Raw genomic sequence first — 26,738 nt, forward strand, 5'->3', positions numbered from 1 at the left:
TTGCCATGCAAGGAAGGCCATTATGTCCTCTGCTGCAGGACATAGCCCTCACGAGGCACAGGAATAGCACGTCGCGGCGCGCGCGGTTCGTTTTGCCTCGAAGTCGGCGGTGATTTCTTCCAGGGTTACGCTGCCCAACCGCCCCAGGAGCAGGGCCTCCGCCTCCTTCATCGGATCTGCGAGGACCGTATTCACCGCCTGTTCCACAAGGCACTTCGGCCGATCGTCGGCTGGGCCGATGGCGAAGAGATGTGGCTCGCCGAGCGCATTGTAGACATGAAGCAGCGTGATTCCGACAACGGACGCACCAGTGCCCAGCCACCGCCGTGACCTTTTTCGGAGCGGACATAGCCTTGTTCGCGCAGGCCCGCCATGGTGCGTCTGACAACGACGGGATTGGTGTTCAGCATCTTAGCGATCATCTCGGAAGTTGCCGATCATGCCGGTCCATGTGGATCAGCACGTGCAGCATGCGGGAAAGGCGGCTGTCATTGCGCATGGTTCTTTTCCTGTCGATCAAGCGGACCATTATCGCAAGCAATGCCGCGCGGTCGCGGGGAGACGACCGCAGCGCGCACAACACAGCGGGACGGTTTCCACCGTTACCGCCTCGCCTGGCGGCTCCCGTCATTTTTCTTCGGGCGTCGATACTCGTGTTGCCAGGAGCGAATAATTGTAAATTGCGGCGTAGCTCGTCGATACGAGCAACCGAAACGCGATGGTCTTGAGTATTTCCGGGGTGCCGGTCACAGCATGGATCGCCACGAGAATGCTGGCCGAGCCGACACAAGCAGTGAGAGGCGGCGCCCAAAATCGTACAGATCCGCTGCTGAAGCGCGTGGAAAGCCAGTCGATCACGGTTTTCAGGAAAAGCGTCAGGCAGGAAGATATCGTACCCTGCACCAAACCGGCATAGAGCGGCGATGGCATGGCGTAGGCGCGATTGGCGAAAACCGCCCAGGAACCCATGGCCATAAAGGCGACGAGAACATGGACAACGCCGCTGCGGAAAATAGACATCACAGCGAGCACCAGTAGCGCGCAAGCTCAGCATTTGCAGACAAGCCGAGGGAATGCGGCTTCTCAATCAAACCGCCATGACACTCGATAGGTTGCTTCATTGCTTAGCTCCGCAGTCGCGTTTGGTCATTGACACCACCAAGCCGCCGAAGAGCTCCATCAGTGGCGAGAAAACCGGTTCGAAACAGGATGAACGGCTTTATCCACCAAAGCAACGAACCAATCGCACTGGCGGATGACGCCGCCGACAAAGCCTTGGACCGTTTTCGATGAGGACAATTTGGGAGTAATTTTCCGCTTTTCCGCAGGCGAACTCGCAGCTCCCTCGCTTGAACGAAGGCGGTGTCCGGCCCCAAGACCGCGGCGATCCTTATTCGAGAACTCTGAAGAGTCCTGGCGGCAGCCGACGCGAGGAACTGATCGTCGGCCAGCCGATTTTCGGACCTTGTCGTGAAGTCGAGCCTCACCTAGTTGAGGATAACGCACCGATCAATGCCGCCCCCAGAGTTCATGATGATCCTAACGCTGTCCGGCGTCAAAAAATCCTATTCGACCGCTGAAGGCCCGATTGAGATATTGAGGGGCGTCGATCTGGGCGTCGCAGCGGGCGAAAGCGTTGCCCTGACCGGAGAGTCCGGCAGTGGCAAAAGTACGCTGCTGCATCTGGCTGGAGGACTGGACCATGCAGATAGTGGCTCCGTCGTCATGAACGGCCGGGATCTGAACCAATTCAGTGAAAACGAACGCGCACACTACCGCAGGACCGAGGTCGGACTCGTCTTCCAACAGTTCAATCTCATTCCGTCGCTGGCTGTCGCGGCCAATATCTCGTTCCACGCCAAGCTCGCGAACCAGTACGACCGCGCTTGGGAAAAAGAGTTGATCGATAGATTGGGGCTGGGCGATTACACCGCCAGATACCCCGAGCAGCTATCTGGAGGGCAACAGCAGCGCGTCGCAATCGGACGAACCTTGGCCGCTCGACCGCCACTCATTCTCGCCGACGAACCAACGGGCAATCTAGATGAGCAGTCCGGGGATGTCGTCCTTGACCTGATGGTCAGTCTGGCGCGGACAGCGGGATCGGCTCTCCTGCTTGTCACTCACTCTGCGAGGCTTGCAGGTCGTCTGGACCGAACAGTCGTTCTTCGCGGTGGGAAGATTGTCGGATGAAGGTTGTCGCGTTGGCAGCACTCCTTTCACACTGGCGCCGAAAACCGCTTCAGTTGCTCACCCTGGTAATGGGAATTGCGCTCGCTACGGCTCTTTGGTCCGGTGTCCAGGCAATCAACGCCGAGGCCAGGGCAAGTTACGCACGGGCGTCGTCCGTTCTGGAGCAGGGCAGTCTTCGACAGATCGTCGCCAAGAACGGTGGCGGTATCACGACCGAAATCTATGGAAACCTGCGTCGAGCGGGTTTGCAGGTTTCGCCGGTCATTGAGGGAAACTACCGTCTCGGAACCACAAGAATTAGGCTGATTGGCATCGAACCTCTGACGATGCCAAGAGACACTCCGGGTGCGACGATCGTCAGCGGTTCGGATCTCTCGGGCTTTTTTTCAGCCGGTGGCCTGCTTCTGGTATCGAGTGCGACTGCCGAACGGCTGCGCGGGGGCACGGACATGCCTGTCAAAGTCGACGACAATGTCCCCGATGGCGCCGCCTTCGTCGATATATCCGTCGCTGACAGGTTACTCGAGAAGCACGGGAGGATTGACCGTCTGGTGGTCGCTGCCAATCAAGAGGTCAAAGCCCAGGCTCTCGACCGGATTGCGCCCGGACTGACGATTCGCGAACCAGCCGGCCAGCCAGACCTTGCCCGTCTTACCGATAGTTTCCATCTCAACCTGACCGCTTTCGGCTTTCTCTCATTCGTCGTTGGGCTTTTTATCGTTTACTCGGCCACCGGCCTGACCTTCGAGCAGCGTCGTGGCACCTTTCGAACGCTGCGGTCCCTTGGTGTCTCTGTTCGAGCGCTGTCCTTCATGCTTGTGGCCGAACTTGCGGTGCTGGCGCTGGTATCGGGTTTGATCGGCGTCATCCTTGGGTACGTGATCGCTTCGCTGCTAATGCCGGGTGTGGCTGCCACGCTCAGGGGCTTGTATGGGGCCAATGTATCGGGTTCGCTTTCCATTCGGCCGGAGTGGTGGTTGGCGGGACTGGCGATTGCCCTTGGCGGAACCGCTGTCTCCTCAGCGCAGAGCCTTTGGCGGGTTTGGAAGCTGCCGATCTTGGCTGCCGCTCAACCGCGGGCATGGGCAAGAGAGTCCGCCAGATCACTGGCTTATCAGGCCGGAGCTGGCGCATTTTTGCTTGTCCTGGCCGTCGTCGTTGCGATCACCGCATCCGGCCTCGTGGCGGGCTTTGCGGTGCTCGGCTGCCTGTTGCTCGGAACAGCTCTTATGCTGCCTGGACTTCTTGCCCTTATCCTGACCGCAGCTCATCGATCGGCAGGGAGCGCCCTGGTAGAATGGTTCTGGGCAGACACCCGCATGCAACTCCCTGGCTTGTCGCTGGCTTTGATTGCCCTGCTGCTCGCATTGTCGGCGAACATCGGCGTCGGCACGATGGTCTCCAGTTTCCGGTTGACGTTCATCGGGTGGCTGGATCAACGCCTGGCCGCAGAGCTTTACGTGACCGCCAAGGATGAGGATGAAGCTGCGCGGCTGCGGGCCTGGCTTCCGCAACACGCGACAGCAGTGCTTCCAATCTGGAGCGTCGACGCCGAGGTCCTCGGTGAGCAGATCCAGATTTTCGGCGTTGCGGATGATCCCACCTATCGTGAGCATTGGCCCTTGATTGCTTCAGACAAGGAGGTCTGGGAAAAGGTCGCCGCGGGGCAGAGCGCTCTGATCAACGAGCAGATGTGGCGTCGCGGCGAAGCCAAGATCGGCCAGCCATTGGTGATGCCTGGAGGCTGGAGCGTGACTGTCGTCGGTGTGTATTCGGACTATGGCAACCCGAATGACCAAGTGATCGTCGGGATCAATGGCCTGGTCGATCACTATCCCGATGTACCGAAACTTCGCTACGGCGTCCGAGTGCCTCCCGAGCGAGCCTCGGATCTCAAGCGTCAGCTGGTAGAAGAATTCGGTCTGCCCGATACCGCGATCGTTGACCAGGCCTCGCTCAAGCGACAATCGAGAGCCATCTTCGACCAGACCTTCAAAGTGACGGGTGCGCTGAATGTCCTCACCCTGGCTGTGGCAGGATTTGCCATGTTCTCAAGTCTTTTGACGCTGTCAGGTATTCGGCTTCCTCAGCTCGCACCGGTATGGGCAATGGGTGTGCGGCGACGAAACCTGGCGCTCTATGAAGTTGCGCGAACACTTGCGCTCTGGCTTGCAACATTTCTGGCGGCGATCCCCGTCGGTCTCGCCCTGGCCTGGGTGCTGCTGGCGATCGTGAACGTCGAGGCCTTCGGTTGGCGGTTGCCGATGATGGTGTTTCCTATGGACTGGCTTCGGCTGGGAACAATCGCTCTCCTGGCGTCAGTGCTGTCGGTGTTGGTTCCCGTTCGGCGTCTGGCCTCGGTCAATCCCGTCGATCTGTTGAGGATCTTTGCTGATGAACGTTAGAATGCAGGCAGTTGTACTGGTGGCTGTTATTATGAGTTGCGCAAGCGCACATGTCTTCGCACAGGGCTTTGCCGGGCTGGGGTCGGATGCCCAGGGATTTGCGATCCCGAAACATGGCGGCACTCTCTCGTTTCCCGCCGATCACGGCGCTCATCCCGATTACCGGATTGAGTGGTGGTATGTGACTGCCAACCTCACGGGCGAGGATAAAAAGCAGTACGGCGCGCAATGGACGCTCTTTCGATCCGCATTGGCCCCGGGAAATGAAGAAGGCTTCGCGGATCCACAGGTCTGGATCGGACATGCGGCTATCACCACTCAAACCCACCAGTATGTCGCAGAGCGCTTTGGCCGGGGAGGCGTCGGACAAGCGGGCGTTGAGACAACGCCGTTTCGGGCGTGGATCGACGACTGGCAGATGGCTGCTGATGGAGCTGACCCGCATACTCTCGGCAACCTTTCGCTCTCCGCAAACGGGCCGGATTTCAGCTATGGTCTGCACCTCAAGGCCGACGGCCCGCTGGTGCTGCAGGGTGACAACGGCTTCTCCGTGAAGTCGGCTGACGGGCAGGCGAGCTATTACTACTCGCAGCCTTTCTATGGGGTCTCAGGCGCTATTTCGATCTCCGGGGCGCCGGTTGAAGTCACCGGTAAGGCTTGGCTGGATCGAGAGTGGTCGTCGCAGCCGCTTGCGTCCAATCAAACAGGCTGGGACTGGTTCTCACTGCATATGGAATCCGGCGATAAGCTGATGGCTTTTCGCCTGCGTGATAACAAGGACGGGTTCATCTCCGCAAACTGGATATCTGCGGATGGGCGAACGGCACCCCTTTCGCAAGGCGACGTTCAGTTGGAGCCAACACGAGAGGCGATGGTGAATGGGCACCAGATGCCGGTAGAGTGGCGTATTCGCGTGCCGGGCAGGTCACTTGATATCACGACCAAACCGTTGAACGACCAGTCCTGGATGGCGACTTCGACGCCCTATTGGGAAGGGCCGATAAACTTCACGGGCTCCACGTCAGGTGTCGGATATCTCGAAATGACCGGGTACTAAACTCTCAGCTCGCACATCGTTGACGAGATTTTTCCGTTTTCCAGGCGAGCGACCGTCGTGGAAGCGCCAGCCTCCGACCTGGGCTCTTTCCAGCGTTCCACGTCGGGTAAGACATTATGTGGGCAAAAACAGCACGTTGTACTGATCGTACCCGCCCGGCAGGTCCCGGACCTTCATCTCTTGCTCGCGGTCCTCGAAGAGAACGAGGCAATCCTCGTAAAAGCTTGCAAGCATCGTTGTGAAGGCTTTCGTCCCCTCGCGCCCGTAGAAGAGCGGGGTGAATTCCATGTAGAGCGGCACGCGGCGGCCAAGCAGTCCCTGCATCGAGCGGCAGGCGACCGGCTCGTAGCCCTCGATGTCCATCCAGATCAGTCCGATTTCGGCCGGGTCGATCGAAAGGCCGGAGAGGATTTCGGGAACCGGTTTCACAGGCACGCTGATCTTCTTGTCCGTCGGGCTTTGGCGGATGGCGCTGCTCTTGCCGTGATTGTTGCGGTTGAGGAAAAAATCGATCGCGCCGTCGCTCTCGCCGGCGGCGCAGTTGACGAGGCGGACCTTTTCCTCCAGCCGGTTCTGGCGAATGTTGAGGGCAAGCAGTGGAAAATTGCGCGGATCGGGCTCGATGCTGACAATATTGGCGTAGGTGCCGCTCAAGGCGAAGTAGACGGTCTGGGTGCCGATATTGCCGCCGATCTCGAGCAGCGTCGCGTCCTTTCGCAAGAGGCCGCGCTCGCGCAGGATGACGATCAGCCGGTCGACCGCGCCGCGCTCGAAATGGCCCTTCCGGAAGACCTTCCGGCCGATATAGTCGGAAGGCGAAAACGTCATCAGATGATCGCCGGCATCGACCGTCATCGAGACGACGCGCGGGCCGATAGTCTCGATCAGCAGGCGACGGCCGAAGCGGGTATCGAAGAAGCGCGAGGCGGCGGCATTGCACGCCTTGCGCAGGCGACGGCTCCAATATTTGGCGGTGAGCCACGGTTTGCCGGGCATCATGCGTTTCCTTTAAGCGGTTCTGCCGCTTTCTCTCTCGGAATGATGTAGACTTTCAACGGCAGGGCCCGGCCGCGCACGCTGATTTCACGGCTTTCGATGCCGGCGAGATCGGCGCCGGAGAGGGTCGCCACCGGTTCGGAAATGACGATCGCCGCTTCGAACTCCTTGGCAACGCTTTCGAGCCGGCTCGCTACATTGACGGTATCGCCGATCGCCGTCATGCTGCGCACCCGGCCGTATCCCATCGTGCCGACGACGGCCGGGCCGGTGTGAATGCCGATCGCGATGCGCAGCGGCAGCGCCAGTTCTTCGGCCAATTCCGCAGCGAGTTTCTCGATCTCGGCGACGATCGTCGCGGCAGCGCTGAGCGCCTGGCGGCAGGCTTCCTCCGGTGCGGTGTTGAGGCCGAAAAGCGCCATGGCGCCATCGCCGATGAACTTGTCGAGCCGCCCGCCGGCCTGCTCCACCGCCTTGCCGATGATGGCGAAATAGCGGTTCAGCAGGAAGACGACATCGAAGGGCAGACGGGTTTCCGTCAGGGTGGTGAAATGGCGGATATCGACGAAGAGCACGGCGATCTCGCGCTCGCGGCCGGGGCTGGTCTCCTGGCTGTTGGCGGGAAGGGCCGCTTCGAGCGCCGGCACGAGCAGTGGCGCCACCGCGACATCGCGGTTCGGGCGAAGCTGACAGGCAAGCCGCACATCCGGGCCGGCATTGATGCGCCTGAGCGTCGTCTGTTCCATCTTGTCGGGAACCGGCAGGTTTTCGTAATCGCCGAGGATCTGCACACGGCAGGTGGAACATTGGCCCTTGCCGCCGCAGACGGAATAATGCGGCAGGCCGCCGAGCCGGCTTGCTTCCAGCACCGAGAAGCCGCGGGGCACCTGGATCACCTCGCCGCCCGGATAATGCACGGCCACCTGGTTGAGGCGCTCCTTCAGCTTGCGCCGGGCGCGGGCGACGACGACGATGAGCAACGAGGCCGAAAAAGCCCCGTAAAGCCCGGCGCGGATGGTCGCGACCTGACGGTAAACCTCCGGGTTCGAGGCATAACGGGCGTTGACCGTCGCCTTATAGGGGCTGTTGGCGACCGCCTGCTGGTAGGAGGGGTCGGCCAGCGTGCGGCCCATTTCAACGAAGCCGAGCAGCGAGAGCACTGGCACGAGGATCGCCAGCGCCAGCAGCAGCGGCGCCAGGCCCGGATACCAGGGGCGGTAGCGCAGCCAGAAATGCAGGCCGATACAGCCGTGGATCCAGACGGCGACAAGACCGGCTGCCTGGCGCAAACCGTTCCCCGGAGCCCTGATCCACAGCGAACCGACGACCGTCTCATAGTCATCGATATAGCCATAGAGTTCGTGGGCGATGCGCGTGCCGATGACGTGATCGATGAGAAGCAACGGGATCAGCAGGCCGAGCACGATCTGCGCCATTTCGCCCTTTGGCATGACCAGGCTGCGGCGCATATAGATGGCGCGCAGCACCAGCGCGATATGGATCAGAATCGACGAATAGAGGATGGCGGTACCGAGAGGATTGCGCCAGATCGCCATGAAGAGCCGGGCGGCTTTGTCGGCAGCCGAAATCGAAATCAGGCCGACCGCATGGTTCGACAAATGCATCAGGACGAAGATGAAAATGACGAGGCCGGAACCGAGCCTCGCCCTTCTGATCGTACGCTCCGAAAAAATCCCTGTGGCCGAGACCGTCGTCATTCATTCCCGTTCTTGTCGATGCAACCGCAGGCCCATAGAAATTGAGAAAGAGGCGGAATTGCTTCCATCGCGATCACATTCCATATGCTTATGCGCAAGTTTTAGAGAAATGGACAATAGCGGAGTTTCGCCACAGGCCATGCCGGTTAGAAACACTGTGTCTCTACGTGAGGAATGCGGATGCGAGTGGCTTTCTACGCGCCGATGAAATCGCCGAACCATCCGGTGCCGTCAGGCGACCGGCTGATGGCGCGGCTGTTGATCCGGGCGCTGGAGCACGCCGGTCATCAGGTCGAGGTCATCTCGGAATTCCGCACCTATGCCGCGACACCGGAGGCGGCAGTGGCACTCGAACCGGCGATCGGTGCCGAACTGCAGCGGCTGCGGGAAAAATGGGCATCAGTGCTGCGACCTGATCTCTGGTTCTGCTATCACCCCTATTACAAATCGCCGGATCCGTTCGGGCCGGTGATTTCTGCCGAATTCGCCATTGCCTATGTCACTGCCGAAGCCTCCTATGCGGCCAAACGCGACAGGACCGGCTGGGCAGGCGTGCAGAAACGCGTGGGCGAGGCGATCCTGCAGGCGGCGGTCAATATCAGCTTCACCGCGCGAGACCGGGCCGGGCTTTCGGCCGCCTTCCCGCAGGCGCGGCTTGCCGGTCTCAAGCCCTTCATCGACACGGCGCTGTTCGAGAGGGTCTCACCGGCGCCCGATCCGCTGCGGCTGATGACGGTGGCGATGATGCGGGCGGGCGACAAGATGGCGAGTTATGCGATGCTTGCAAAGGCGTTGCGGCTGATCGAAGACCGGCCCTGGACGCTTGCCGTCATCGGCGATGGGCCGATGCGCCATGAGGTGCAGGCGCTGTTTGCCGGTTTTTCCACCGGCCGCATCGAATGGTTGGGCGAGCGGGATGCGGCCGAAATCGCCGAATTGCTGGGCGGCGGCGGCATCTATGTCTGGCCCGGCTGCGGCGAGGCCTATGGTCTTGCCTATCTGGAAGCCCAGGCCGCCGGCCTGCCGGTCGTGGCGCAGGACACGGCGGGGGTGCCTGCGGTGGTTCAGGCTGGGGTGACCGGCCTGCTGGGGGGAGATGGCGATGTCGCCGCCTATGCCGCGGCCGTGGCTGCCCTGCTTGATGACAGGGAGAGGCGCGACGCCATGGGCAAGGCAGCGCGGCGCTTCGTGCTCGGGCAACGCTCGCTGGCGACGGCGGCGGAAATATTGGACGGAATTTTGCGGGACAATGCTGCAACAGGAGTACGGCGATGACCGACAAGACGATCTGGGAGCCACTGCGCCGCGAGCTTGACCGCTGGCAGGCGACCGGCCGCGTGGCACGCTTCTGGCTGCGGGATGACGATGCCGTCGAGCCGACGCCGGCGCTGGAGACGCTGCTGGCGCTGACAGGTGAAAGCAAAATCCCGCTGACGCTTGCCGTCATTCCCGGCCGGACCGGCGAGGCATTGGCTGCCCGGCTGGCGGCGGAAGCAGGCGTCACTGTCGCCGTGCATGGCTGGTCGCATACGAACCATGCGAGACCGGAGGGCAAAAAGCAGGAACTCGGCGGTGATCGGCCCGCAGCGGTCGTGCTCGGCGAATTGGGCGAAGGGCTGCTGTTGCTGCAGCGTCTCTATCCCACCCGGTTCCTGCCGGTGTTGGTGCCGCCGTGGAACCGGATCGATGCGGCCCTCATCCCGGCGCTGCCGAGGCTCGGGTTTGCAGCCCTTTCGGTCTATGGGCGGGCAAGGCAGGACGGCCCGGTGCCGCTTGTCAACACCCATGTCGACATCATCGATTGGCACGGCACGCGCGGCGGCCGAGCCGAGGCGGAGCTGGTCGCCGAGCTGGTCGCTGAGCTTGGCCACCGTTATGGCGGCAGCGACGAGCCGATCGGCGTTCTCACCCACCATCTCGTTCATGACGCGGCGGCATGGGATTTCCTGTCGGCCTTGTTTGCAGCGACAGGCCGGCATCCCGCCGTCCACTGGTCGGCGGCATCGGCACTTCTCAAGCGGTGAGCTTTGCCGATCAGATGGCCGATCAGGCGGGATGAACGCGCCCGAGGAAATCTCGCATCAGCGCTGCGACCTCATCGAGATGGGTCTCGAGCAGCCAGTGCCCGCCGTCGAGCAGATGCAGTTCGGCATCCGGCAGATCTCGGAGGTAGGCTCGCGCCGATTTTTCCGGCATGTAGTGGTCGTTGGGACCCCAGACGATCAAGGTCGGCGGCCGGTATTGCCTGAGGTATTTCCGCTGTTCCGGGAACCAGGCCCGGTTCTCCTTCAGTCCGGCGATCAGGTCGATGGCGATTTCCTTGCGCCGCGGCGTCACCAGCGACCAATGTAGCTTCCAGAGATCGGGCGGGATCGTGTCGGCAACAGGCCGCGGCAGATCGTTGAGGAATTCCTCCCTGAAGGTCGCCTCGCTGATAGCCTTCGCCAGCTCCTTCCTCATCTCCGCTCTGGGAAGCGTCCATGTCGCCTCGATGTCCGCATATTTAGGCCCGAGCGCATCCTCATAAGGGATATCGCCATTCTGGATGATCAGCCCCACGATGCGCTGAGGCGCTCTGATTGCCAGCCGCGCACCGATCGGCGAGCCGAAATCGTGGAGGTAGAGGGCGAACCGATCGACGTCTAGCGCGCCCAGGAAGGCTTCGAGCCAGGCGGCATAGCCATCGAAGCTGTAGTCAAAATCATCGGGCGTGCCGCTGTAACCCGCACCCGGGAAATCCGGCGCAATCAGCCGCCAGCGATCGGCAAGGCGCGGCATGAGATTGCGGAACTCATAGGACGAGCAGGGATATCCGTGCGGCAGTAACAAGACAGGAGCGTTGGGCCTGCCGGCTTCGCGATAAAAAGTCTCGACGCCGGCAGCGTTGATCCGGCGATGCCGGACGAGGCTGGCCGTCGGAGAGCCTCCGAGGTCCTCGATCACCTTCGGTCTTCCTCAAACTGCTCCGCGCCCTCCACCGGCCGCAGCCACGGTTCCCGACGCTTGATCCAGAGCTCGTAGCTGGGCACCAGCGGCGTCGGGGCTTCTGACAGAATGCCGAGCTTAATTTCCGCCTCGTGCTCATCGATGGAAAACAGCCGCGAGCCACAGCCTGTGCAGAACCGTCGGCCTTGGAATTCGCCGGTTTCCCCTGCATGTTCGAACCGCTCGGCGGGCCACATCGCATAGAAGGTGAAAGCCGAACCACTTTCCTTCCTGCAGTCCATGCAATGACAGATCCCAACGCGAATGGGGTCACCGCGAACAGAGATGTGCACCTGCCCGCAAAGGCACTTTCCGGAAAGGACGGTCATAGTGATACCCGTTTCATAGATCTTGCGCTGCCCGGAAAACGGTCTGGCCCAGGATCTGTTCCGTTAGTGGGCTGCAGACGCGAAAGCGGTCTGTAGTGCGCTAGATCACCACGATCTGATTGTCGCGGGCGGCAAAGGATTCTGGGAAGGCGACCTGCGCCTGCGTTTCCATCTGCGCCAGCTGTTCGTCCGTGCGCGAGGGGCGTGGTGGAACAGGGCGAAGCGTTTGGCGCCGGCTATCTTTGCAAGCTCGGTGCCGTGCTCCCAGGTCGAATGGCCGAAGCCCTTGAAACGCTGCATCTCGTCTTCATTGTATGTGCAGTCGTAAACGACGAGATCGGCACCCTTCATCATCTCCAGCGAAACCGGGTCGTAAGCGCCTGGAATATGCTCGATATCATAGATCAGTGCGACCGAACGGCCCTGCCATTCGATGCGGTAGCCGATGGCGCCGCCCGGGTGGTTGAGCATGAAGGTCTTGATCTCGATGCCCTCGTGGGGCGTCAGCACCTGTCCGGAATGGAAATCGCGGAAGTTCATCGTCGCCTGGCAGATGTCGGTCTTGACCGGAAACCAGGGTGGGCTGATGAACTGCTCGACCATTTCCCGCGTGCTCATCTTGCCGTCGAGATGGCCGGACCAGATGTTGACATTGATCGAGGGATAATAGATCGCCTTGAAGAAGGGCAGGCCGATGATGTGGTCGTAATGGCAATGGCTGAAGAACAGATCGACGTCGCTGACGCCGTCGGCGAGCAATGACAGCCCTGCCTCGCGCAGGCCGGAGCCCGCGTCGAAGATCATCCGATGTTTTCCGCAGCGAATTTCGATGCAGGACGTGTTACCGCCGTAGCGGTCGAACTCAGGGCCCGATACGGGAATACTGCCGCGGACGCCCCAAAATTTTACCTGAAACAGTTCTGTCGTCATCGTTCTTCAAACCGGCCTTCCCGCATCGCCATCGTAAACATAGTTTATCCCGATGCGAAGCAGTAGAATTCCACGGGTTTGCCTGTGCCCCTCTCATTCTCCTAACCGTTAGCGGAAGAAGGAGTAGATTTTCCTAAGCAATCGGCTTTCGCTCCGGAAAGCAAGCCAGTATGGTTGGTTTTCGGTAAACGCGCTGCTGAGGCGGGGACATTTCCCGTAAGTCATGCCTATTAGATGGTTGCGCGCGACTGAAAAAACAATTGCTGTCACCTCCCGCCAGGATGCAGCCTGCAAGCATCGCGGATTCCACGCCAGAGAAATCAAGCACCCCGCGCAATGGAACTGTTTTTGCCGGTCGCCCGCGCCCATCGCCCGATTGAGCGGCCACTACCGAATGAATTGGAGAACTGAGCCATGGCGCAACCCAACCCCGCAAAGGTCCGCTTTCAATTTGTAACGCAACGCCCGAGGGATGACGGTTGCGGCATTTTTGTCTTGCAGATGCTGACGGGCAGGCCCTACGGCCAACTTGCCAGCATGATCAATTGGGGTGCACAGATTAATCATTACACCACGTGGAAAGAACTCAGCTCCGTCTTGAGCGAGTTGGGGTGGCATATCGGCGACGTACGCAAGGTGGAGAGCTGGGGCGACGTCATGGGAGTGGCGGTCGTCCATGTCCAAGGAGACCATTTTATCCTGTATGACGCTGATAACGGCATTTTCTATGACCCAGGCCAATGGGAAGGCCCCGATCTCGATACCCACCTTGTTCCCTTAAGCTATCTTCCTGTGCATTTGCCAAAAGGTGCATAGACGCCGACGATTGTTGGATCATCCGTCGAGGGTCGATGTGACACGCATCTGTGACGGAACAGCGAGAGCAAGCCTGATCAACCTAAGTCCGCACCGCAGCCATTCAGTGTCCGCGGAAACCACCATCATATGAGAAAATTGTGTTCGGTATTGCGCGAATGCTTTCTTGCTTGGCATGAAGGAAACGCGATATATCTGATGATATGAGAAATATAAGAGACTCGTGATGCTCCAGCCTGTTGTAAACGAGACCATCGCCGAGAGCAGCTACCGGCACATTCGGGCCGACATCATTTTCGGGCGATTGACGCCCGGACAGAAATTGAAGCTGGAAAGCCTGAAGGAGGCCTACGAGACCAGCATCAGCACGCTCCGAGAGGTGCTGAACCGGCTCTCCTCAGAGGGCCTTGTCGTTGCCGAAGGGCAAAAGGGTTTCGAGGTTTCTCCGGTATCGGTTTCCGACCTCAAGGAGACGGCGGCGCTCAGGCTTCTGCTCGAAACCCACGCACTGGAGCAGTCGTTCATGCATGGCGACGTGGAGTGGGAGGCGCCGCTGGTGTCTGCCCACTACAAACTGGCGCGGATGGAACAGGTGATGGCATCCGGCGACACCAGCAGGGCCGAGGACTGGAAGCGCTACGACTGGGAATTCCACCAGGCCTTGATAGCCGCCTGCGGATCGAAACTGCTGATGGAGACCCACTCTGTGATCTTCGACCGCTATCTGCGCTATCAGATGGTCGCCTTGTCCTATCGCGGCGATGTCGCAGCCAATGAACACCAGCAGCTTCTGGATGCGGCGCTGCGCCGGGATGCGGAGACGGCCAAGCGGGTGCTCGTGCTGCATATCCAGGGCGGGGTCGAACATGCGCTGGCCAAAGGGACGCTGAAATAGCAGTGATCCGATATCGCTTCGCTTCAGGTCCACCACATAGATTGCATTTCGGCGAAACCAGGAAAAGCCATGCTCAAGCACGTCAACGACCCGGCTGAAACAGTAAGCGATGTCGTCTTCCGGCAGATCCGCGAGGATATCATATCGGGGATATTGCCGCCGGGGGCGAAGATCAAGCTGGAGCAGGCAAAGGAGCGCTACTCGATCGGCATTTCATCGCTGCGCGAAATTCTGAGCCGGCTGACCACGGAGAACCTTGTCGTCGCCGAAGGGCAGCGCGGATTTGAAGTCAGCCCTGCCTCGCGGCGGGAGCTGCTGGAGCTTGCCGACCTGAGGATCGTTCTTGAAACGCATGCGATCGGCCTTGCCTTCGCTGCGGGAAATCTCGAATGGGAGGGGCGCATCGTCGCTGCCCATCACCGGCTGGCTGCCGCCGAGCGCAAGCTGCTGACAGGCGACGTCTCGCGCACGGTCGACTGGGTCCGATACGATTGGGAGTTCCATCAGGCGATCGTCTCTGCCTGCAATTCAGCGACGCTGATGGCGACACTGTCGTCGGTGTTCGACCGCTTCCTTCGTTACCATATGCTGGCCGAAAGCTTTCGCGGAAAGCCTGTCGTCGACGACCACCGGCTTTTGTTCGAACTGTCCATTCAACGTGACGTCGCCGGCGCGACCGAGGTGGTCAGACGGCACGTTCAAAGCGGGGTAGAGCATGTGCTGAAGAGTACCCGCATTCGCTAAGCCAAAAGAACTCAATAAGCGTCTTTCGGGATTCCTTCCGGACGCATTTGCCGTTTCAGCGCGGCGATCCTAAAAATTGCGTTCGGGGCACCATATCCCCGGTAGCCGCGGCGCTCGACGATCTCGAAAAAGAAACCCTCTCCATAGGTGCCGCTATAGAGCTGGAAATATTCGCCATGCTCGTCTCGGTCATAGAGGATGTTCTCTGCTTTCAGCTGCTCGGTCATGACGGGATCGAGCCCGAAGCGGGCTTCGACGTCGTCGTAATAGTTCGGCGAAATGTGCAAGGACCTGAAACCGCAGCCACGAAGTTTTTCGGCGGTTGCAAAAATGTCGTCGGTTGAAAATGCCAGGTGCTGAATACCGGACCCGAACTTTTCGGCAATGAAATGTCCGGCCAGGGTGCGGCGATTTTCGGCTCCGTTCATGGTGATGCGCAGCGCGCCCGACTGGTTCTCGACGACTTGGCTGCGCACCACCCCGGCTGGATCGATGATGTCGACCATCGGGGTCTTATGCGTCTCGAAGATCGACGTGTAGAACAGCAGCCAGGTGAGCATTTCATCATAGCCGACCGTCTGGGCGACGTGATCGACGCGAAAAAGGCCGGCGTCCGCCGTCTGGGCGTCGTCGGTGACCGGCCGAAAGTCGATCTCGGAAAAGCGGCCCAAGGCGCTCTTGTCGTCGATCAGATAGACGATCCCGCCGCCCACACCCCGAATGGCCGGCAGCTCCAACTCACCCGCCGCGACCGGCTGGCTGAATGCCTCGGCATCCAGGGCAAGGGCGCGTGCATATGCCTTTGCCGCGTCGTCGACGACCAAGGCGATCGCATAGGCGAACGTCCCATGCACGGCGTAGGCCGCATTGGCAAATCCCGCCTGATCGACATTGACGAGGATTCGGATCTCGCCCTGCTCGAACAGGGAGACTTTCTTCGTGCGGTGGACGGCAGTCTGTTTGAAGCCGAGGGTGCGCAGCAAGGCCACCAGCTCGACTTCATCTTCCTCGTCCGTGGCAAACTCGATGAAGCCGACACCTTTGACGGCAGCCCGTTGCGGCATCGCCGCCCCGGCCATGCTGCCGACGCCGAGATGGCGACGCACCTGATCGCCCAGGTAGATCAGCGAGCGGTGACCATCGGCAGCAATTGCCCGCGAGAAACCGCCGCGAAACTGGTCGTTGAAAATCTCCAGCGAGAAATAGCCGTCATAACCTGTGGCAGCGACGGCTTCGGTGAACGCCGTGACCGGAAGATCGCCTTCTCCAGGCATATTTCGGAAGTGGCGGCTCCAATAGAGCAGGTCCATGTCGATCAGCGGCGCATCGGCAAGCTGGACGATGAAGATCTTCTCTTTGGGAATCGAGCGAATGGAATTGACGTCGAGCTTGCGCGACAAGGTGTGGAAGCTGTCGAGAATGAGACCGACATTCGGATGATCGGCGCGCCGCACGATCTCCCAGGCGTCGCGATGGTCGCTGATGTGGCGACCCCAGGCGAGCGCCTCGTAGCCAACCCTCAGTCCGCGCCGGGCGGCCCGCTCGCCGAGTTCCCGGAAATCCTCAGCCGCCCGGTCGATACCGCCGATGGCGGCCGGCGAGACGTTCGAGCAGACCAGCACCAGATCCGTTCCAAGCTGCTGCATCACGTCGAACTTCCGCTCGGCGCGATCGAAAGTGCGGCTTCTAAGCGGCTCCGGCATGCCCTCGAAATCACGAAACGGCTGAAACAGTGTGATCTCCAAGCCATGGTCGCGGACGAGTTTTCCGACATCGGCCGGGCTTCCGTCGAATGCCAGAAAATCGTTTTCGAAAATCTCGACGCCGTCGAAGCCCGCTCGGGCGATCGCCTCGAGCTTTTCAGGCAGTTCGCCGCTGATCGTCACAGTTGCAATCGAGGTCTTCATATCAAAGCCCTTTCGGTATCGGCAGCGAAAGCCGCGAAAACTCGCTCTCACCTATTATTGCAAATCTCGTGAGGAATTAAAATACATCGAGGCATTATAAAATCTCATATGATTTCGAAAAACTCTGTTGATTTAGTCGCCCGTCTCTGGCAATCATTGCCCACAGTCAAAAGGTGAGGTGGCTGTCCGGTCGAACGACCGCCAAAGAGGAGGAATCATATGTTCAAGTCTATGCTGACGCGCCGAAACGCCATGCTCGGAGCTGCAGCCCTGGTGGCTGCCGTTACCTTGGCGCAACCGGCCGCCGCGATCACGCCGGATGAAATCAAGGCTCGCGGTAAGATCATCGTCGGAATTCAGGGTGACAACCCGCCTTGGGGTTTTGTGACCAGCGGCGGCAAACAGGACGGCCTCGACGCCGACATCGCGACGCTGTTCGCCAAGGAATTGGGTGTTACCGTCGAGTTCGTGCCGCTTGAAGTCAACAACCGCATTCCGGCCCTGACGGCCGGCCGCGTCGACGTTCTGTTTGCAACGATGGCAATGCTGCCGGATCGCGCAAAAGCCGTGCAGTTCAGCAAGCCCTATGTGGCCAATGCCATCGTTCTGATCGGTCCTAAATCGGCAGAGATCAAGACGAATGCCGACATGGCCAAGTTCAGCGTCGGCGTCGCCAAGGGTGCAGCGCAGGACACGCAGGTGACAAAGAACGCGCCCGAAGGCACGACGATCCGGCGCTATGACGGAGACGCTGCCAGCGTCCAGTCCCTCGTTTCCGGCCAGGTCGATACGCTGGGCGGCAATATCTTCTATATGGACCGCGTCGAAAAGGCCCGTCCGGGCGAATTCGAAAACAAGCTTGAGTTCCAGAAACTCTACAACGGCGCTTGCACCCGTCTCGGCGAGAAGGAAATCAATGCGGCGCTGAATACCTTCATCGACAAGATCAAGGCAAACGGCGAGCTCAAAACCGTCTACGACAAGTGGATGAAGGTCCCGGTTCCGGAGTTCCCGGAAAAGCTGGAAGGCATTCCGTTCGCGGCGCAATGAGCCAACGGTAAGATGGCTGCCCCTCACCCTAACCCTCTCCCCGTAAACGGGGCGAAACGGGGAGAGGGGACGTGCCCAGCGAGACGCCGGTGACGGACGGAGAGGTTGCTGCTTGGTCCCTTCTCCCCGCAAGCGGGGGTCCGAAGGACGGGTCGAGACCCGTGGCTCGACCCCGGTCGGTGGCGGCAGCCGGATGAGGGGCGGGCGGCGATCTCTAGACGAACCTTTTCCATGAAGGCGGGCATGCCATGCCCGTCAACGCAACCGCCATGCCCAAGGCCCTGAGGTGCGCGACATGACCAGAACCATCTTTGTGCTCAACGGACCGAACCTCAACCTGCTCGGTGAGCGCGAGCCCGCCATCTACGGTTCGACGACGCTGGCCGACATCAGAGACAAGTGCCTCGCAAAGGCTGGGAGCCTCGGCTTTGCCATCGACTTCCGCCAGACCAATTTCGAGGGCGAGCTGGTCGAAAGCGTGCATCAGGCCCGCAGAGAGGCCTGCGGCATCATCATCAATCCGGCCGGCTATACTTTCACATCTATCGCCCTTCTCGATGCGCTGAAGATGTTCGACCCGCCGAAGATCGAGCTGCACATTTCGAATGTTCATGCGCGCGAAAGCATCTACCACAATTCGCTGATCTCGCGGGTCGCAACGGCGATCATGATCGGCTTCGGCGCCCGCGGTTATGAGCTCGCCATAGAAGCTATGGCCGACATGGTGGGAGCAGCGAAGGCATGAATTATAAGTTGGACTTCACCCCGGTTATCGATGGACTGCCAAGTCTGCTGCTCGGCTGTCTCGGGACATTCCTGCTTGCCATTTGTGGGATGCTGCTGGCGATCGTCATCGGAATTGGCGGAGTTGCCTTGCGCGACTCTGCTTTGAAGCCGGTGCGGTGGCTGGTCATCGCTTTCGTCGAGTTGATCCGCAATACGCCGTTCCTGGTGCAGATCTTCTTCATCTACTTCGCGCTGCCGCTCACCGGCATCAGGCTGGATCCGACGCCGACGGCGATCATCGCGCTCGGCATCAATGGCGGCGCCTATGCAATCGAGATCATTCGCGGCGGCGTACAGTCGATTCCGAAGGGGCAGATGGAAGCCGGTCTGGCGCTTGGCCTGCACAAGGCGCAGGTCTTCCGGCTGATCATCCTGAAGCCGGCATTGCGGGCGATCTATCCGTCGCTGACCAGCCAGTTCGTGCTGTTGACGCTGACCACCAGCATTGCCTCGGCAATTTCCGCCTACGAACTGACCTCCGTCTCCCAGCGGATCGAATCGGAGAGCTTTCGGAGCTTCGAAGTCTACTTCACCGTCACGGTTTTCTATTTCGTGATTTCCTGGCTGATGATGCGCCTGTTTGCGCTGTTTTCGGCCCGCTACTTCAAATATCCCGTCAAGTAGGAGGAATTCCATGGGTCACGACGAGTTCGTCTTCCTCCTGATCGGCCTGAAATGGACTGTCGTCCTGTCCGCCGTCGGCTTCGTCTGTGGCTGCATTGCCGGGCTCGGTGTCGCTCTGGCCCGCGTCTCCGGCATCCCGTTGTTGGAACGCCTGACCGCCGGCTACATCGCCGTCTTCCAGGGAACGCCGCTTCTGATGCAGCTTTTCGTCACCTATTACGGCCTCGCTCTGGTCGGGCTGATGCTCGATGCCTGGGTGGCCGTCGCCATCGGACTGACGCTTCATGCCAGCGCCTATCTCGGCGAGATCTGGCGCGGCTCGATTGAAGCGGTCCCGCGCGGCCAGACGGAAGCGGCAAAGGCTTTGAGCCTCCGTTACATCTCCCGCATGAGGGATGTCATCCTGCCGCAGGCGCTGCGTATCTCGCTGCCAGCCACAGTCGGCTTCCTCGTGCAGTTGATCAAAGGCACTTCTCTTGCCTCGATCGTCGGCTTCACCGAACTGACGCGAGCCGGCAACATCATCTCCAATCAGATCTTCCAGCCGCTGACCGTCTTCGGCGTCGTCGGCATTCTGTACTTCCTGATGTGTTGCCCGCTGACGATCCTCGGCGCGCGCCTTGAGCGACGGTTTGCCGCTTCTGCGCGCTGATCCGCATCCCTTGTTCTTCGATGCGGCCTTGGCCGCCAATCCTGGAGTTCTACCGATGACCAGTTCCATGCCCGCCCAGGCCGCAGAAACCATGATCTCCATGGCGCAGGTGGAAAAGTGGTATGGCTCGTTTCAAGCCCTTCACGACATCAACATGACGGTGCGCAGCGGCGAGAGAATCGTGCTGTGCGGGCCTTCCGGCAGCGGAAAGTCGACGCTCATTCGCTGCATCAACCATCTCGAGACTTACCAGAAGGGCGAAATTCGGGTTGGCGGCATCGTTCTCAGCGACCAGGCCAAGACCATCGATGCGATCCGCCGTGAGGTCGGCATGGTCTTCCAGCAGTTCAATCTGTTTCCGCATCTGACCGTGCTGCAGAACTGCATGCTGGCGCCGATGAAGGCGATCGGCGTCGGCAAGGCGGAAGCCGAGGAGCGCGCTCGCGGGCTGCTGGAGCGGGTCAAGATCCTGGAGCAGGCCGACAAGTACCCGGTCCAGCTCTCGGGCGGCCAGCAGCAGCGCGTCGCCATTGCCCGGGCGCTCTGCATGCGGCCGAAAGTGATGCTGTTCGATGAACCGACGTCGGCGCTCGACCCGGAGATGGTCAAGGAGGTGCTGGATACGATGATCGGGCTGGCCGATGAGGGCATGACGATGATCTGCGTCACCCACGAGATGGGCTTTGCCCGCCAGGTCGCCGATCGGGTGATCTTCATGGCCAGCGGCGCGATCGTCGAGGAAGCCCCGCCCGCCGAATTCTTCACCAACCCGCAGCACGAGCGCACCAGGAAATTTCTCGGAGAAATCCTGCGGAAGTAGGGGCAGGGCGGATGCGTCATCAAAATCTGGGAGCCGATCATGAAGCCGCTGGAGATTGCAGTCATGGGTGCCGGCCTGATCGGCAGACGCCATGCCGAGCGCGTCATGTCCGAACCCGGAACCGTTCTCTCCGCCGTGATCGATCCGTCGTCCACCGGGCGCGACTTTGCCTGCCATGCCGGCATCCGTTGGTACGCTAGGTTTGAGGATATTCGTCCCGAGGACAGGCCTGACGGCGTCATCGTCGCAACGCCGAACCAGCTTCACGTCGAGAACGGAATGGAGATCGCCGCCGCGGGCATCGCTGTTCTCGTCGAAAAACCGATCGCCGACGATGTTGATGCCGCCGCGGCGCTGGTTGCCGCCGGCGAGAAGGCAGGGATCCCGATCCTGGTCGGCCATCACCGGCGCTACAACCCGATGATCCAGACGGCCAAACAGATCGTCGACGGCGGCAGGCTTGGCCGGATCATCGCGGTGCATGGCACCTTCTGGGTCGCCAAGCCTGACGACTATTTCGACATCCCCTGGCGCCGGGAAGCCGGCGCCGGGCCGATTTTCGTCAACCTGATCCACGATGTCGACCTCTTCCGATTTCTGTTCGGCGAGGTCGAAGCCGTGCAGGCGATGGAATCGCACGCCGTGCGCGACCACGCCGTCGAGGATACGGCGGTCGTCTCCTTGCGGTTCGCAAACGGCGTTCTCGCCACGCTCAACGGTAGCGATGCCGTGGCCGCGCCCTGGAGCTGGGAGGCGACCACCGGCGAGAACCCAGCATTTCCCCGCTACAACAACCATTGTTACCAGATCGGCGGCACCAAGGGTTCGCTCGCAATTCCCGATCTGACGCTTTGGACAGCGACGGCGCAGCCGGATTGGCTGGAGCCGCTTGCCGAGGAGCGGGTGCCCTTTGAAGCAGCCGATCCGCTTTGTCTTCAGCTCCGACATTTTTGCGACGTCATTCGTGGCGAAGCCACGCCCCTCGTAAGCGGGCGCGAGGGCCTCGCGACCCTCACGGTCGTCGAAGCGATCAAGAGATCGGCGCGCTCGGGGCAGATGATCCACCTCTCTGAAAGTCTAGCCACATGATCACCGGGACGACCAAACTCATCGCGCACCTCGGTTATCCAACCGAGTCCTTCAAGGCGCCTCTGATCTACAATCCGTATTTCGAAAAGACCGGCATCGATGCGGTCGTCGTGCCGATGGGCTGCCGGCCGGACGACTATCCGGCGTTCCTGAAGCTTGTCTTCCGGCTCTCCAATATTCACGGCGCGCTGATTACCATGCCGCACAAGATTTCGACGATGGCACTGCTCGACGAAGCCTCGACCAACGCCAAGGTCGCTGGCTCCTGCAACGCGGTGCGTCTCGATTCCGACGGCAGGCTGATCGGTGACATGTTCGACGGCGAGGGCTTCGTCCGCGGTGTTCGGCGCAAAGGCAGAAAGGTCGAAGGCGCCCATGCGCTTGTCGTTGGCGCCGGCGGCGTCGGCTCGGCGATCGCGGCATCGCTGGCGAAGGCGGGTGTCGCCCATCTGGCAATCTTCGACGCCAATGAGGCAACTGCAACCGCGCTGCTCGAGCGGTTGAAGACCTATTATCCCCACCTCCACGTCACCATTGGCTCGCTGGACCCAACAGGGTTCGACATCGTCATCAACGCGACACCGCTTGGAATGCGACGGGGTGATCCTCTGCCGATTGATGTCGACCGCATTTCCCCATCGACCTTCGTCGGCGAAGTGGTGATGAGCAAGGAGATCACCCCTTTCCTCGAGGCGGCCCGAGCTCGCGGCTGCGCCTTTCAAGTCGGGACGGATATGCTGTTCGAACAGATCCCCGCCTATCTCGAATTCTTCGATTTCCCGACAACGACGGCCGACAATTTGCGGGCAATCGCCAAGCTCGGTTGATGCTCGTTTCGCCTGAGGTAAAAGATCGCGACGCGCTTTAGGCCGCTCCAAGCCGCCGGATATTCCCCACCAATTCCCCCGCCAGCCGCAGCGAGGCGGCGGTTGCCATCGCCATCTGCGGCAGCAGTAGCCATTCGAGCGTCCAGGCAGCGCCAGAGCGTTCCTGTTCATGGACGAGGGATTGGTGGATGCCCGACAGCGCCGTGGCGTTGAAGCGGGCGAGGGCGACCAGGGTTTCGGCGGAAACGGGGTTCTGCTTGTGGGCCATCGCCGAGGAGGTGCCGCCGCCTGATATTTCGATCTCTTGGCCGGCCTGGGCGAGCAGCGCGATATCATGACCGATCTTGCCGAGGCTGCCCGAGATCGACGCAAACAGGCCGGCGATATCCGCGATCGGCAGACGCTGGCTCTGCCATTGCGGTGCATCGGTGAGGCCGAGTTCCTGGGCGAGCGAGGCTCGGATTGCCAGGCCTTGCGGCCCGAGCTTGTCGAGGGTGCCGGCAGCCCCACCGAACTGGACGGGAAAATTCTGCTCGGTCAGGCGGTCGCGATAGGTCTCCAACGGCGCGCGCCAGGCTTGGAGACGGTCGGAGACGCTGATCGGGATCGCCGCCTGCATACGGGTATGACCCATCAGCCGGTTGCGGCCGAATTGCCGATCGAGCCCATCGAGCCCTGCGGCAATAGTGGAAAGCCGGCCGGCAAACAGGAAGACGACGGCCTTCAGCCGGATCATCAGGCTGGTATCGATGACATCCTGACTGGTGGCGCCGATATGCAGGCTTTTTGCCGCTTCCTCGCCGACCGCGATGCGCAGTTGCTTGATGAAATCGGGCACGACCACCCCATCCCGTGCCGTTGCCGCCCGCAGACTGGGCAGGTCGGGAGAAAAGCCGGCGCAGATTTCCGCGATCAGCCTTGCGGCTTCGTCAGGGATCAGGCCATGGCTGGCCTCGGCCCTCGCCAGCGCGGCCTCGAAGGAGAGCATGGCACGAATATCGGCCTCGGCGGAGAAATAGGGCGCGATTTCATCATCGCCGAGCAGGCCGGAGAGGAAGGGATGGTCGAAGGGCGATGCGGTCATGGATTGCTCGTTTGTGGTGGTAGCCCCCTCATCCGGCTGCCGCCACCTTCTTCCCCAGGGGGAAGGGGTTTGAGGCAATGCCAGCGTCTATGGGCCAGGTGATCTCGTGTGGCACTGTTCCCCTCTCCCCTCGGGGAGAGGGTAGGGTGAGGGGGCTACTTGCACGGCACTCTCCACACAAGCCGCCAAAACCCCCTCAAATATCCAGAAACACCGTCTCCTTGGCTCCCTGCAGATGGATGTCGAATTGGCAGGTGGCGCCGTCGCGGGTGGCGACCATGGTGGCGACACGCTCGCGATGTTCGATGCGTTGAAGCAGCGGGTCGGCGGCGTTGGCCTCCGTCTCCTCCGGGAAATACATTCGTGTGTGCAGGCCGATATTGATGCCGCGGGCGACGATCCAGACGGTGATGTGCGGGGCTTGTCTGCGGCCGTCCTTGAAGGGGACACGGCCGGGCTTGATGGTTTCGAAGCTGTAGACACCGTCTTCGGCGCGGGTCGGGCAACGGCCCCATCCGACGAAATTCGGATCGGCGGCGCCGCGCATTTCCGACGGGCTGTTGTAGAGGCCGGCGCTGTCGGCCTGCCAGATCTCGACGACGGCATCGCGCACCAGTGCGCCGGCGCCGTCGAAGATGCGGCCGGTGACGGTGATACGTTCGCCGAGCGTCTTTTCGTTGACCATCTCGATGCCGAGATCGCTGTCGTAGACGCCTGTTATGTCGCAGAAATTCGGGGTCAGGCCGATATGGACATAGGGACCGGCCGTCTGCGACGGCGTTTCCTTGAGGTAGCCGAGCTGCTGCATGGTCAGTTGCCCTCCAGCCTGTTTTCGAACATCGTCGAGCGGCGGCCGCGCAGCACGATATCGAATTTATAGGCGCGTGAATCCATTGGGATGGTGTTGCCCCAGTCGAGCGGTGCTATCAGCTGCTCGATCGCCGCCTTGTCGGGGATGGTGCCGACGATCGGACATTTCCAGATCATCGGGTCGCCCTCGAAATACATCTGGGTGATCAGGCGCTGGGCAAAGCCGTGTCCGAAAATCGAGAAGTGGATATGGGCGGGGCGCCAGTCGTTGACGCCGTTCGGCCAGGGATAGGCGCCGGGGCGAACGGTGCGGAAATGGTAGCGGCCTTCCTCATCGGTGACGGCGCGACCGCAGCCGCCGAAATTCGGGTCGATCGCCGCAAGATAGGATTCCTTCTTGTGGCGATAGCGCCCGCCGGCATTGGCCTGCCAGAATTCGACCAGTGTACCGGCAACCGGCTTGGCCCGCTCGTCGAGCACGCGCCCATGGACGATAATGCGTTCGCCGATGGCGCTTTCGCCGGGGCGCGCATAATTCAGGATCAGGTCGTTGTCGAGATCGCCGATCATCGAATGGCCGAAGACCGGGCCGGTCGTTTCGGAGATCGTGCCGTCGAGCGAGAGCAGCGCACGCTGCGGCGCACGAAGCACGGATGTTTTGTAGCCGGGGGTCAGCGCCGGCGCATGCCAGGCGCGGTCGCGGGCGAAGAAGGCGCCGGTCTCGGGCTTGCGGTTGACTAATTCGGACATCTCTCCCCCTCAGGCCGCCTTTTCGGCGTCCATCTGTTCAAAGGCCTGCTTGGCAATCTTGATCGCGTGATTGGCGGCGGGAACGCCGGCATAGATCGCCACATGTAGGAGCGCCTCGCACACATCCTCGCGAGTGGCGCCGGTATTGGCGGTGGCGCGCACATGCATGGCGACCTCGTCATCCTGGCCGAGCGCCGCAAGCAGCGCGATGGTGACGATCGAGCGCTCGCGCTTGGTCAGCCCCGGGCGCGACCAGACATGACCCCAGGCGGCTTCGGTGATCAGCTCCTGGAAGGGGCGGTCGAACTCGGTCGCCGCTGCGCCGGCGCGGTCGACATGGGCGTCGCCGAGCACGGCGCGGCGGGTCGCCATGCCTTGTCGATAACGCTCGGAGGGGGCGGGCTCGTTCATCGGTTGGTTTCTCCAGCAGGAAGAGACGTCAGAAAGGTGCGGATGATCGCCGTCAGCGCCTCCGGCTGCTCGACGCAGGGAATATGGGCACAATCGGCGATCACCTCGTAGCGAGCGCCGGGGATCAGCTTCGCTGTGGAAAGCACGAGATCGGGCGGCGTCGAGCCGTCCTGGTCGCCGACGATGCAGATCGTCGGGACAGTGATCCTCCTTGCCGCTTCGGTGAAATCGGCATCGCGGATCGCTTCGCAGGCGGCGATGTAACCCTCGAGCGGCTGGCGCGTCAGCATGTTGCAGTAACCGGCATAGGCGGTGCTTTCGGGCCGGCGGAAAGCGGGCGTGAACCAGCGCTCCATGATCTGATCGACGATGCTGGTGATGCCGTTTTTCTCGACGGCGGCGATGCGGGCGTTCCAGCTTTCTGCCGTGCCGATCTTATGGGCGGTGTCGCTGAGGATCAGGGCGCCGACGAGATCCGGCCGACGCTGATAGAGCGACTGGGCGATAAGGCCGCCGACCGAGAGCCCGCAGATGACGGCATTCTTGACGGAGAGCAAATCGAGCAGACCGGCGAGATCCGTCGCATGGTCCTCAATGGAGCAGGGGAGCTGGCCGACATCGGAAAGCCCGTGGCCGCGCTTGTCGTAAAGCACGATGGCGTAGTCCCCGGCCAGCCGCACCACGACGTCGCGCCAGATGCGGAAATCCGTTCCGAGCGAATTGATGAAAACGATCACCGGCCGGTCGGCAGGCGCACCGATGACCTGATAATGGATCGTCACATCGTTTATGCGGGCGAACTGCACGTCAATCTCCTCAATTCAACCGGGGCGGCCCCTCATCCGGCTGCCGCAACCTTC

26 protein-coding genes and 2 pseudogenes are annotated in these 26,738 nt (G+C 61.1%); 15 read left to right on the forward strand and 13 right to left on the reverse strand.

The window, feature by feature from the left end; translation table 11 throughout:
* Nucleotides 1-48: 48 nt before the first annotated feature.
* Nucleotides 49-499, reverse strand: a pseudogene (locus tag RCCGE510_RS03765) (Rrf2 family transcriptional regulator).
* A gap of 128 nt (nucleotides 500-627) precedes the next feature.
* Nucleotides 628-1,020, reverse strand: a complete 393-nt coding sequence (locus RCCGE510_RS03770) for a hypothetical protein (protein ID WP_007627294.1) — start codon at nucleotides 1,018-1,020, stop codon at nucleotides 628-630.
* Nucleotides 1,021-1,533: 513 nt separating this feature from the next.
* Here RCCGE510_RS03770 and RCCGE510_RS03775 point away from each other — a divergent pair.
* From RCCGE510_RS03775 to RCCGE510_RS03785, 3 genes are read left to right on the forward strand one after another with little or no spacing between them, the layout of a single operon-like run.
* Nucleotides 1,534-2,193 (forward strand): ABC transporter ATP-binding protein, encoded by a 660-nt coding sequence (locus RCCGE510_RS03775; RefSeq protein ID WP_037077690.1) that lies wholly within the window; start codon nucleotides 1,534-1,536, stop codon nucleotides 2,191-2,193.
* A complete protein-coding gene (locus tag RCCGE510_RS03780; protein WP_007627296.1) occupies nucleotides 2,190-4,598 on the forward strand; it encodes an ABC transporter permease in 2,409 nt (802 codons plus the stop codon). Before RCCGE510_RS03775 ends, RCCGE510_RS03780 begins: the two co-directional genes overlap by 4 nt.
* A complete protein-coding gene (locus RCCGE510_RS03785; RefSeq protein WP_037077677.1) occupies nucleotides 4,588-5,655 on the forward strand; it encodes a lipocalin-like domain-containing protein in 1,068 nt (355 codons plus the stop codon). The genes RCCGE510_RS03780 and RCCGE510_RS03785 overlap by 11 nt, the downstream gene beginning before the upstream one ends.
* Before the next feature lie 114 nt (nucleotides 5,656-5,769).
* Here the strand turns inward: RCCGE510_RS03785 and RCCGE510_RS03790 are convergent, their stop codons facing one another.
* Both RCCGE510_RS03790 and RCCGE510_RS03795 read right to left on the reverse strand, forming a co-directional pair.
* The gene (locus RCCGE510_RS03790) at nucleotides 5,770-6,651 is read right to left on the reverse strand and encodes an FkbM family methyltransferase (RefSeq protein ID WP_007627298.1); all 882 of its coding nucleotides are present in this window, start codon (nucleotides 6,649-6,651) and stop codon (nucleotides 5,770-5,772) included.
* Nucleotides 6,651-8,369: an adenylate/guanylate cyclase domain-containing protein gene (locus RCCGE510_RS03795; RefSeq protein ID WP_007627299.1), complete on the reverse strand. Its 1,719-nt coding sequence runs from the start codon at nucleotides 8,367-8,369 to the stop codon at nucleotides 6,651-6,653. The genes RCCGE510_RS03790 and RCCGE510_RS03795 overlap by 1 nt, the downstream gene beginning before the upstream one ends.
* A 180-nt stretch (nucleotides 8,370-8,549) precedes the next feature.
* Between RCCGE510_RS03795 and RCCGE510_RS03800 the strand changes: the two genes are divergently transcribed.
* Complete coding sequence (locus RCCGE510_RS03800; RefSeq protein WP_007627300.1) at nucleotides 8,550-9,644, forward strand: glycosyltransferase family 4 protein; 1,095 nt, start codon at nucleotides 8,550-8,552, stop codon at nucleotides 9,642-9,644.
* Nucleotides 9,641-10,393 (forward strand): polysaccharide deacetylase family protein, encoded by a 753-nt coding sequence (locus tag RCCGE510_RS03805; protein ID WP_007627301.1) that lies wholly within the window; start codon nucleotides 9,641-9,643, stop codon nucleotides 10,391-10,393. The genes RCCGE510_RS03800 and RCCGE510_RS03805 overlap by 4 nt, the downstream gene beginning before the upstream one ends.
* Nucleotides 10,394-10,415: 22 nt before the next feature.
* On the opposite strand, the gene RCCGE510_RS03810 is transcribed toward RCCGE510_RS03805, so the two are convergent.
* The 3 genes and pseudogenes from RCCGE510_RS03810 to RCCGE510_RS03820 form a co-directional block, all read right to left on the reverse strand.
* Entirely contained in the window at nucleotides 10,416-11,312 is an 897-nt protein-coding gene (locus RCCGE510_RS03810) for an alpha/beta hydrolase (protein ID WP_007627302.1), read from the reverse strand.
* Nucleotides 11,309-11,683 (reverse strand): GFA family protein, encoded by a 375-nt coding sequence (locus RCCGE510_RS03815; RefSeq protein WP_037077682.1) that lies wholly within the window; start codon nucleotides 11,681-11,683, stop codon nucleotides 11,309-11,311. Before RCCGE510_RS03815 ends, RCCGE510_RS03810 begins: the two co-directional genes overlap by 4 nt.
* 100 nt (nucleotides 11,684-11,783) lie before the next feature.
* A pseudogene (locus tag RCCGE510_RS03820) lies at nucleotides 11,784-12,613 on the reverse strand (MBL fold metallo-hydrolase).
* A 414-nt stretch (nucleotides 12,614-13,027) separates the two neighbouring features.
* On the opposite strand from RCCGE510_RS03820, the gene RCCGE510_RS03825 reads away from it, so the two are divergent.
* From RCCGE510_RS03825 to RCCGE510_RS03835, 3 genes are all read left to right on the forward strand, one after another.
* On the forward strand, nucleotides 13,028-13,429 hold the full coding sequence (locus RCCGE510_RS03825) for a hypothetical protein (RefSeq protein ID WP_007627311.1): 402 nt from the start codon (nucleotides 13,028-13,030) through the stop codon (nucleotides 13,427-13,429).
* A gap of 226 nt (nucleotides 13,430-13,655) precedes the next feature.
* Nucleotides 13,656-14,324 carry a GntR family transcriptional regulator gene (locus tag RCCGE510_RS03830; protein ID WP_007627313.1) on the forward strand — a complete coding sequence of 223 codons (669 nt, stop codon included), beginning with the start codon at nucleotides 13,656-13,658 and terminating at the stop codon, nucleotides 14,322-14,324.
* Nucleotides 14,325-14,393: 69 nt separating this feature from the next.
* On the forward strand, nucleotides 14,394-15,068 hold the full coding sequence (locus RCCGE510_RS03835) for a GntR family transcriptional regulator (RefSeq protein ID WP_007627315.1): 675 nt from the start codon (nucleotides 14,394-14,396) through the stop codon (nucleotides 15,066-15,068).
* Between the two features lie 11 nt (nucleotides 15,069-15,079).
* On the opposite strand, the gene RCCGE510_RS03840 is transcribed toward RCCGE510_RS03835, so the two are convergent.
* Nucleotides 15,080-16,975, reverse strand: a complete 1,896-nt coding sequence (locus RCCGE510_RS03840; protein WP_007627317.1) for a sugar phosphate isomerase/epimerase and 4-hydroxyphenylpyruvate domain-containing protein — start codon at nucleotides 16,973-16,975, stop codon at nucleotides 15,080-15,082.
* 219 nt (nucleotides 16,976-17,194) lie between these two features.
* Here RCCGE510_RS03840 and RCCGE510_RS03845 point away from each other — a divergent pair, with 219 nt between their 5' ends.
* From RCCGE510_RS03845 to RCCGE510_RS03875, 7 genes are all read left to right on the forward strand, one after another.
* Nucleotides 17,195-18,025: a transporter substrate-binding domain-containing protein gene (locus RCCGE510_RS03845; protein ID WP_007627319.1), complete on the forward strand. Its 831-nt coding sequence runs from the start codon at nucleotides 17,195-17,197 to the stop codon at nucleotides 18,023-18,025.
* A 295-nt stretch (nucleotides 18,026-18,320) separates the two neighbouring features.
* Complete coding sequence (locus RCCGE510_RS03850; protein WP_007627321.1) at nucleotides 18,321-18,770, forward strand: type II 3-dehydroquinate dehydratase; 450 nt, start codon at nucleotides 18,321-18,323, stop codon at nucleotides 18,768-18,770.
* Nucleotides 18,767-19,435, forward strand: coding sequence for an amino acid ABC transporter permease (locus tag RCCGE510_RS03855; RefSeq protein ID WP_007627322.1), 669 nt, complete (start codon nucleotides 18,767-18,769; stop codon nucleotides 19,433-19,435). The genes RCCGE510_RS03850 and RCCGE510_RS03855 overlap by 4 nt, the downstream gene beginning before the upstream one ends.
* Nucleotides 19,436-19,445: 10 nt before the next feature.
* Nucleotides 19,446-20,087, forward strand: coding sequence for an amino acid ABC transporter permease (locus tag RCCGE510_RS03860; RefSeq protein WP_007627324.1), 642 nt, complete (start codon nucleotides 19,446-19,448; stop codon nucleotides 20,085-20,087).
* Between the two features lie 55 nt (nucleotides 20,088-20,142).
* The gene (locus tag RCCGE510_RS03865; RefSeq protein ID WP_007627326.1) at nucleotides 20,143-20,907 is read left to right on the forward strand and encodes an amino acid ABC transporter ATP-binding protein; all 765 of its coding nucleotides are present in this window, start codon (nucleotides 20,143-20,145) and stop codon (nucleotides 20,905-20,907) included.
* 39 nt (nucleotides 20,908-20,946) lie between these two features.
* Nucleotides 20,947-21,996 carry a Gfo/Idh/MocA family oxidoreductase gene (locus RCCGE510_RS03870; RefSeq protein ID WP_037077685.1) on the forward strand — a complete coding sequence of 350 codons (1,050 nt, stop codon included), beginning with the start codon at nucleotides 20,947-20,949 and terminating at the stop codon, nucleotides 21,994-21,996.
* The gene (locus RCCGE510_RS03875) at nucleotides 21,993-22,823 is read left to right on the forward strand and encodes a shikimate dehydrogenase (protein ID WP_007627329.1); all 831 of its coding nucleotides are present in this window, start codon (nucleotides 21,993-21,995) and stop codon (nucleotides 22,821-22,823) included. Before RCCGE510_RS03870 ends, RCCGE510_RS03875 begins: the two co-directional genes overlap by 4 nt.
* A 37-nt stretch (nucleotides 22,824-22,860) precedes the next feature.
* Here RCCGE510_RS03875 and RCCGE510_RS03880 read toward each other — a convergent pair whose 3' ends face one another.
* From RCCGE510_RS03880 to pcaD, 5 genes are all read right to left on the reverse strand, one after another.
* A complete protein-coding gene (locus tag RCCGE510_RS03880; protein WP_007627330.1) occupies nucleotides 22,861-23,907 on the reverse strand; it encodes a 3-carboxy-cis,cis-muconate cycloisomerase in 1,047 nt (348 codons plus the stop codon).
* A 196-nt stretch (nucleotides 23,908-24,103) separates the two neighbouring features.
* Complete coding sequence (gene pcaG / locus RCCGE510_RS03885; protein ID WP_007627331.1) at nucleotides 24,104-24,715, reverse strand: protocatechuate 3,4-dioxygenase subunit alpha; 612 nt, start codon at nucleotides 24,713-24,715, stop codon at nucleotides 24,104-24,106.
* Between the two features lie 2 nt (nucleotides 24,716-24,717).
* The gene (gene pcaH, locus RCCGE510_RS03890) at nucleotides 24,718-25,467 is read right to left on the reverse strand and encodes a protocatechuate 3,4-dioxygenase subunit beta (RefSeq protein ID WP_007627332.1); all 750 of its coding nucleotides are present in this window, start codon (nucleotides 25,465-25,467) and stop codon (nucleotides 24,718-24,720) included.
* Nucleotides 25,468-25,476: 9 nt separating this feature from the next.
* Nucleotides 25,477-25,878: a 4-carboxymuconolactone decarboxylase gene (pcaC, locus tag RCCGE510_RS03895; RefSeq protein ID WP_007627333.1), complete on the reverse strand. Its 402-nt coding sequence runs from the start codon at nucleotides 25,876-25,878 to the stop codon at nucleotides 25,477-25,479.
* On the reverse strand, nucleotides 25,875-26,684 hold the full coding sequence (gene pcaD, locus RCCGE510_RS03900) for a 3-oxoadipate enol-lactonase (protein WP_007627334.1): 810 nt from the start codon (nucleotides 26,682-26,684) through the stop codon (nucleotides 25,875-25,877). The genes pcaC and pcaD overlap by 4 nt, the downstream gene beginning before the upstream one ends.
* Nucleotides 26,685-26,738: the final 54 nt, after the last annotated feature.

This window comes from Rhizobium sp. CCGE 510 (assembly GCF_000292525.1).
Lineage (GTDB): Bacteria > Pseudomonadota > Alphaproteobacteria > Rhizobiales > Rhizobiaceae > Rhizobium.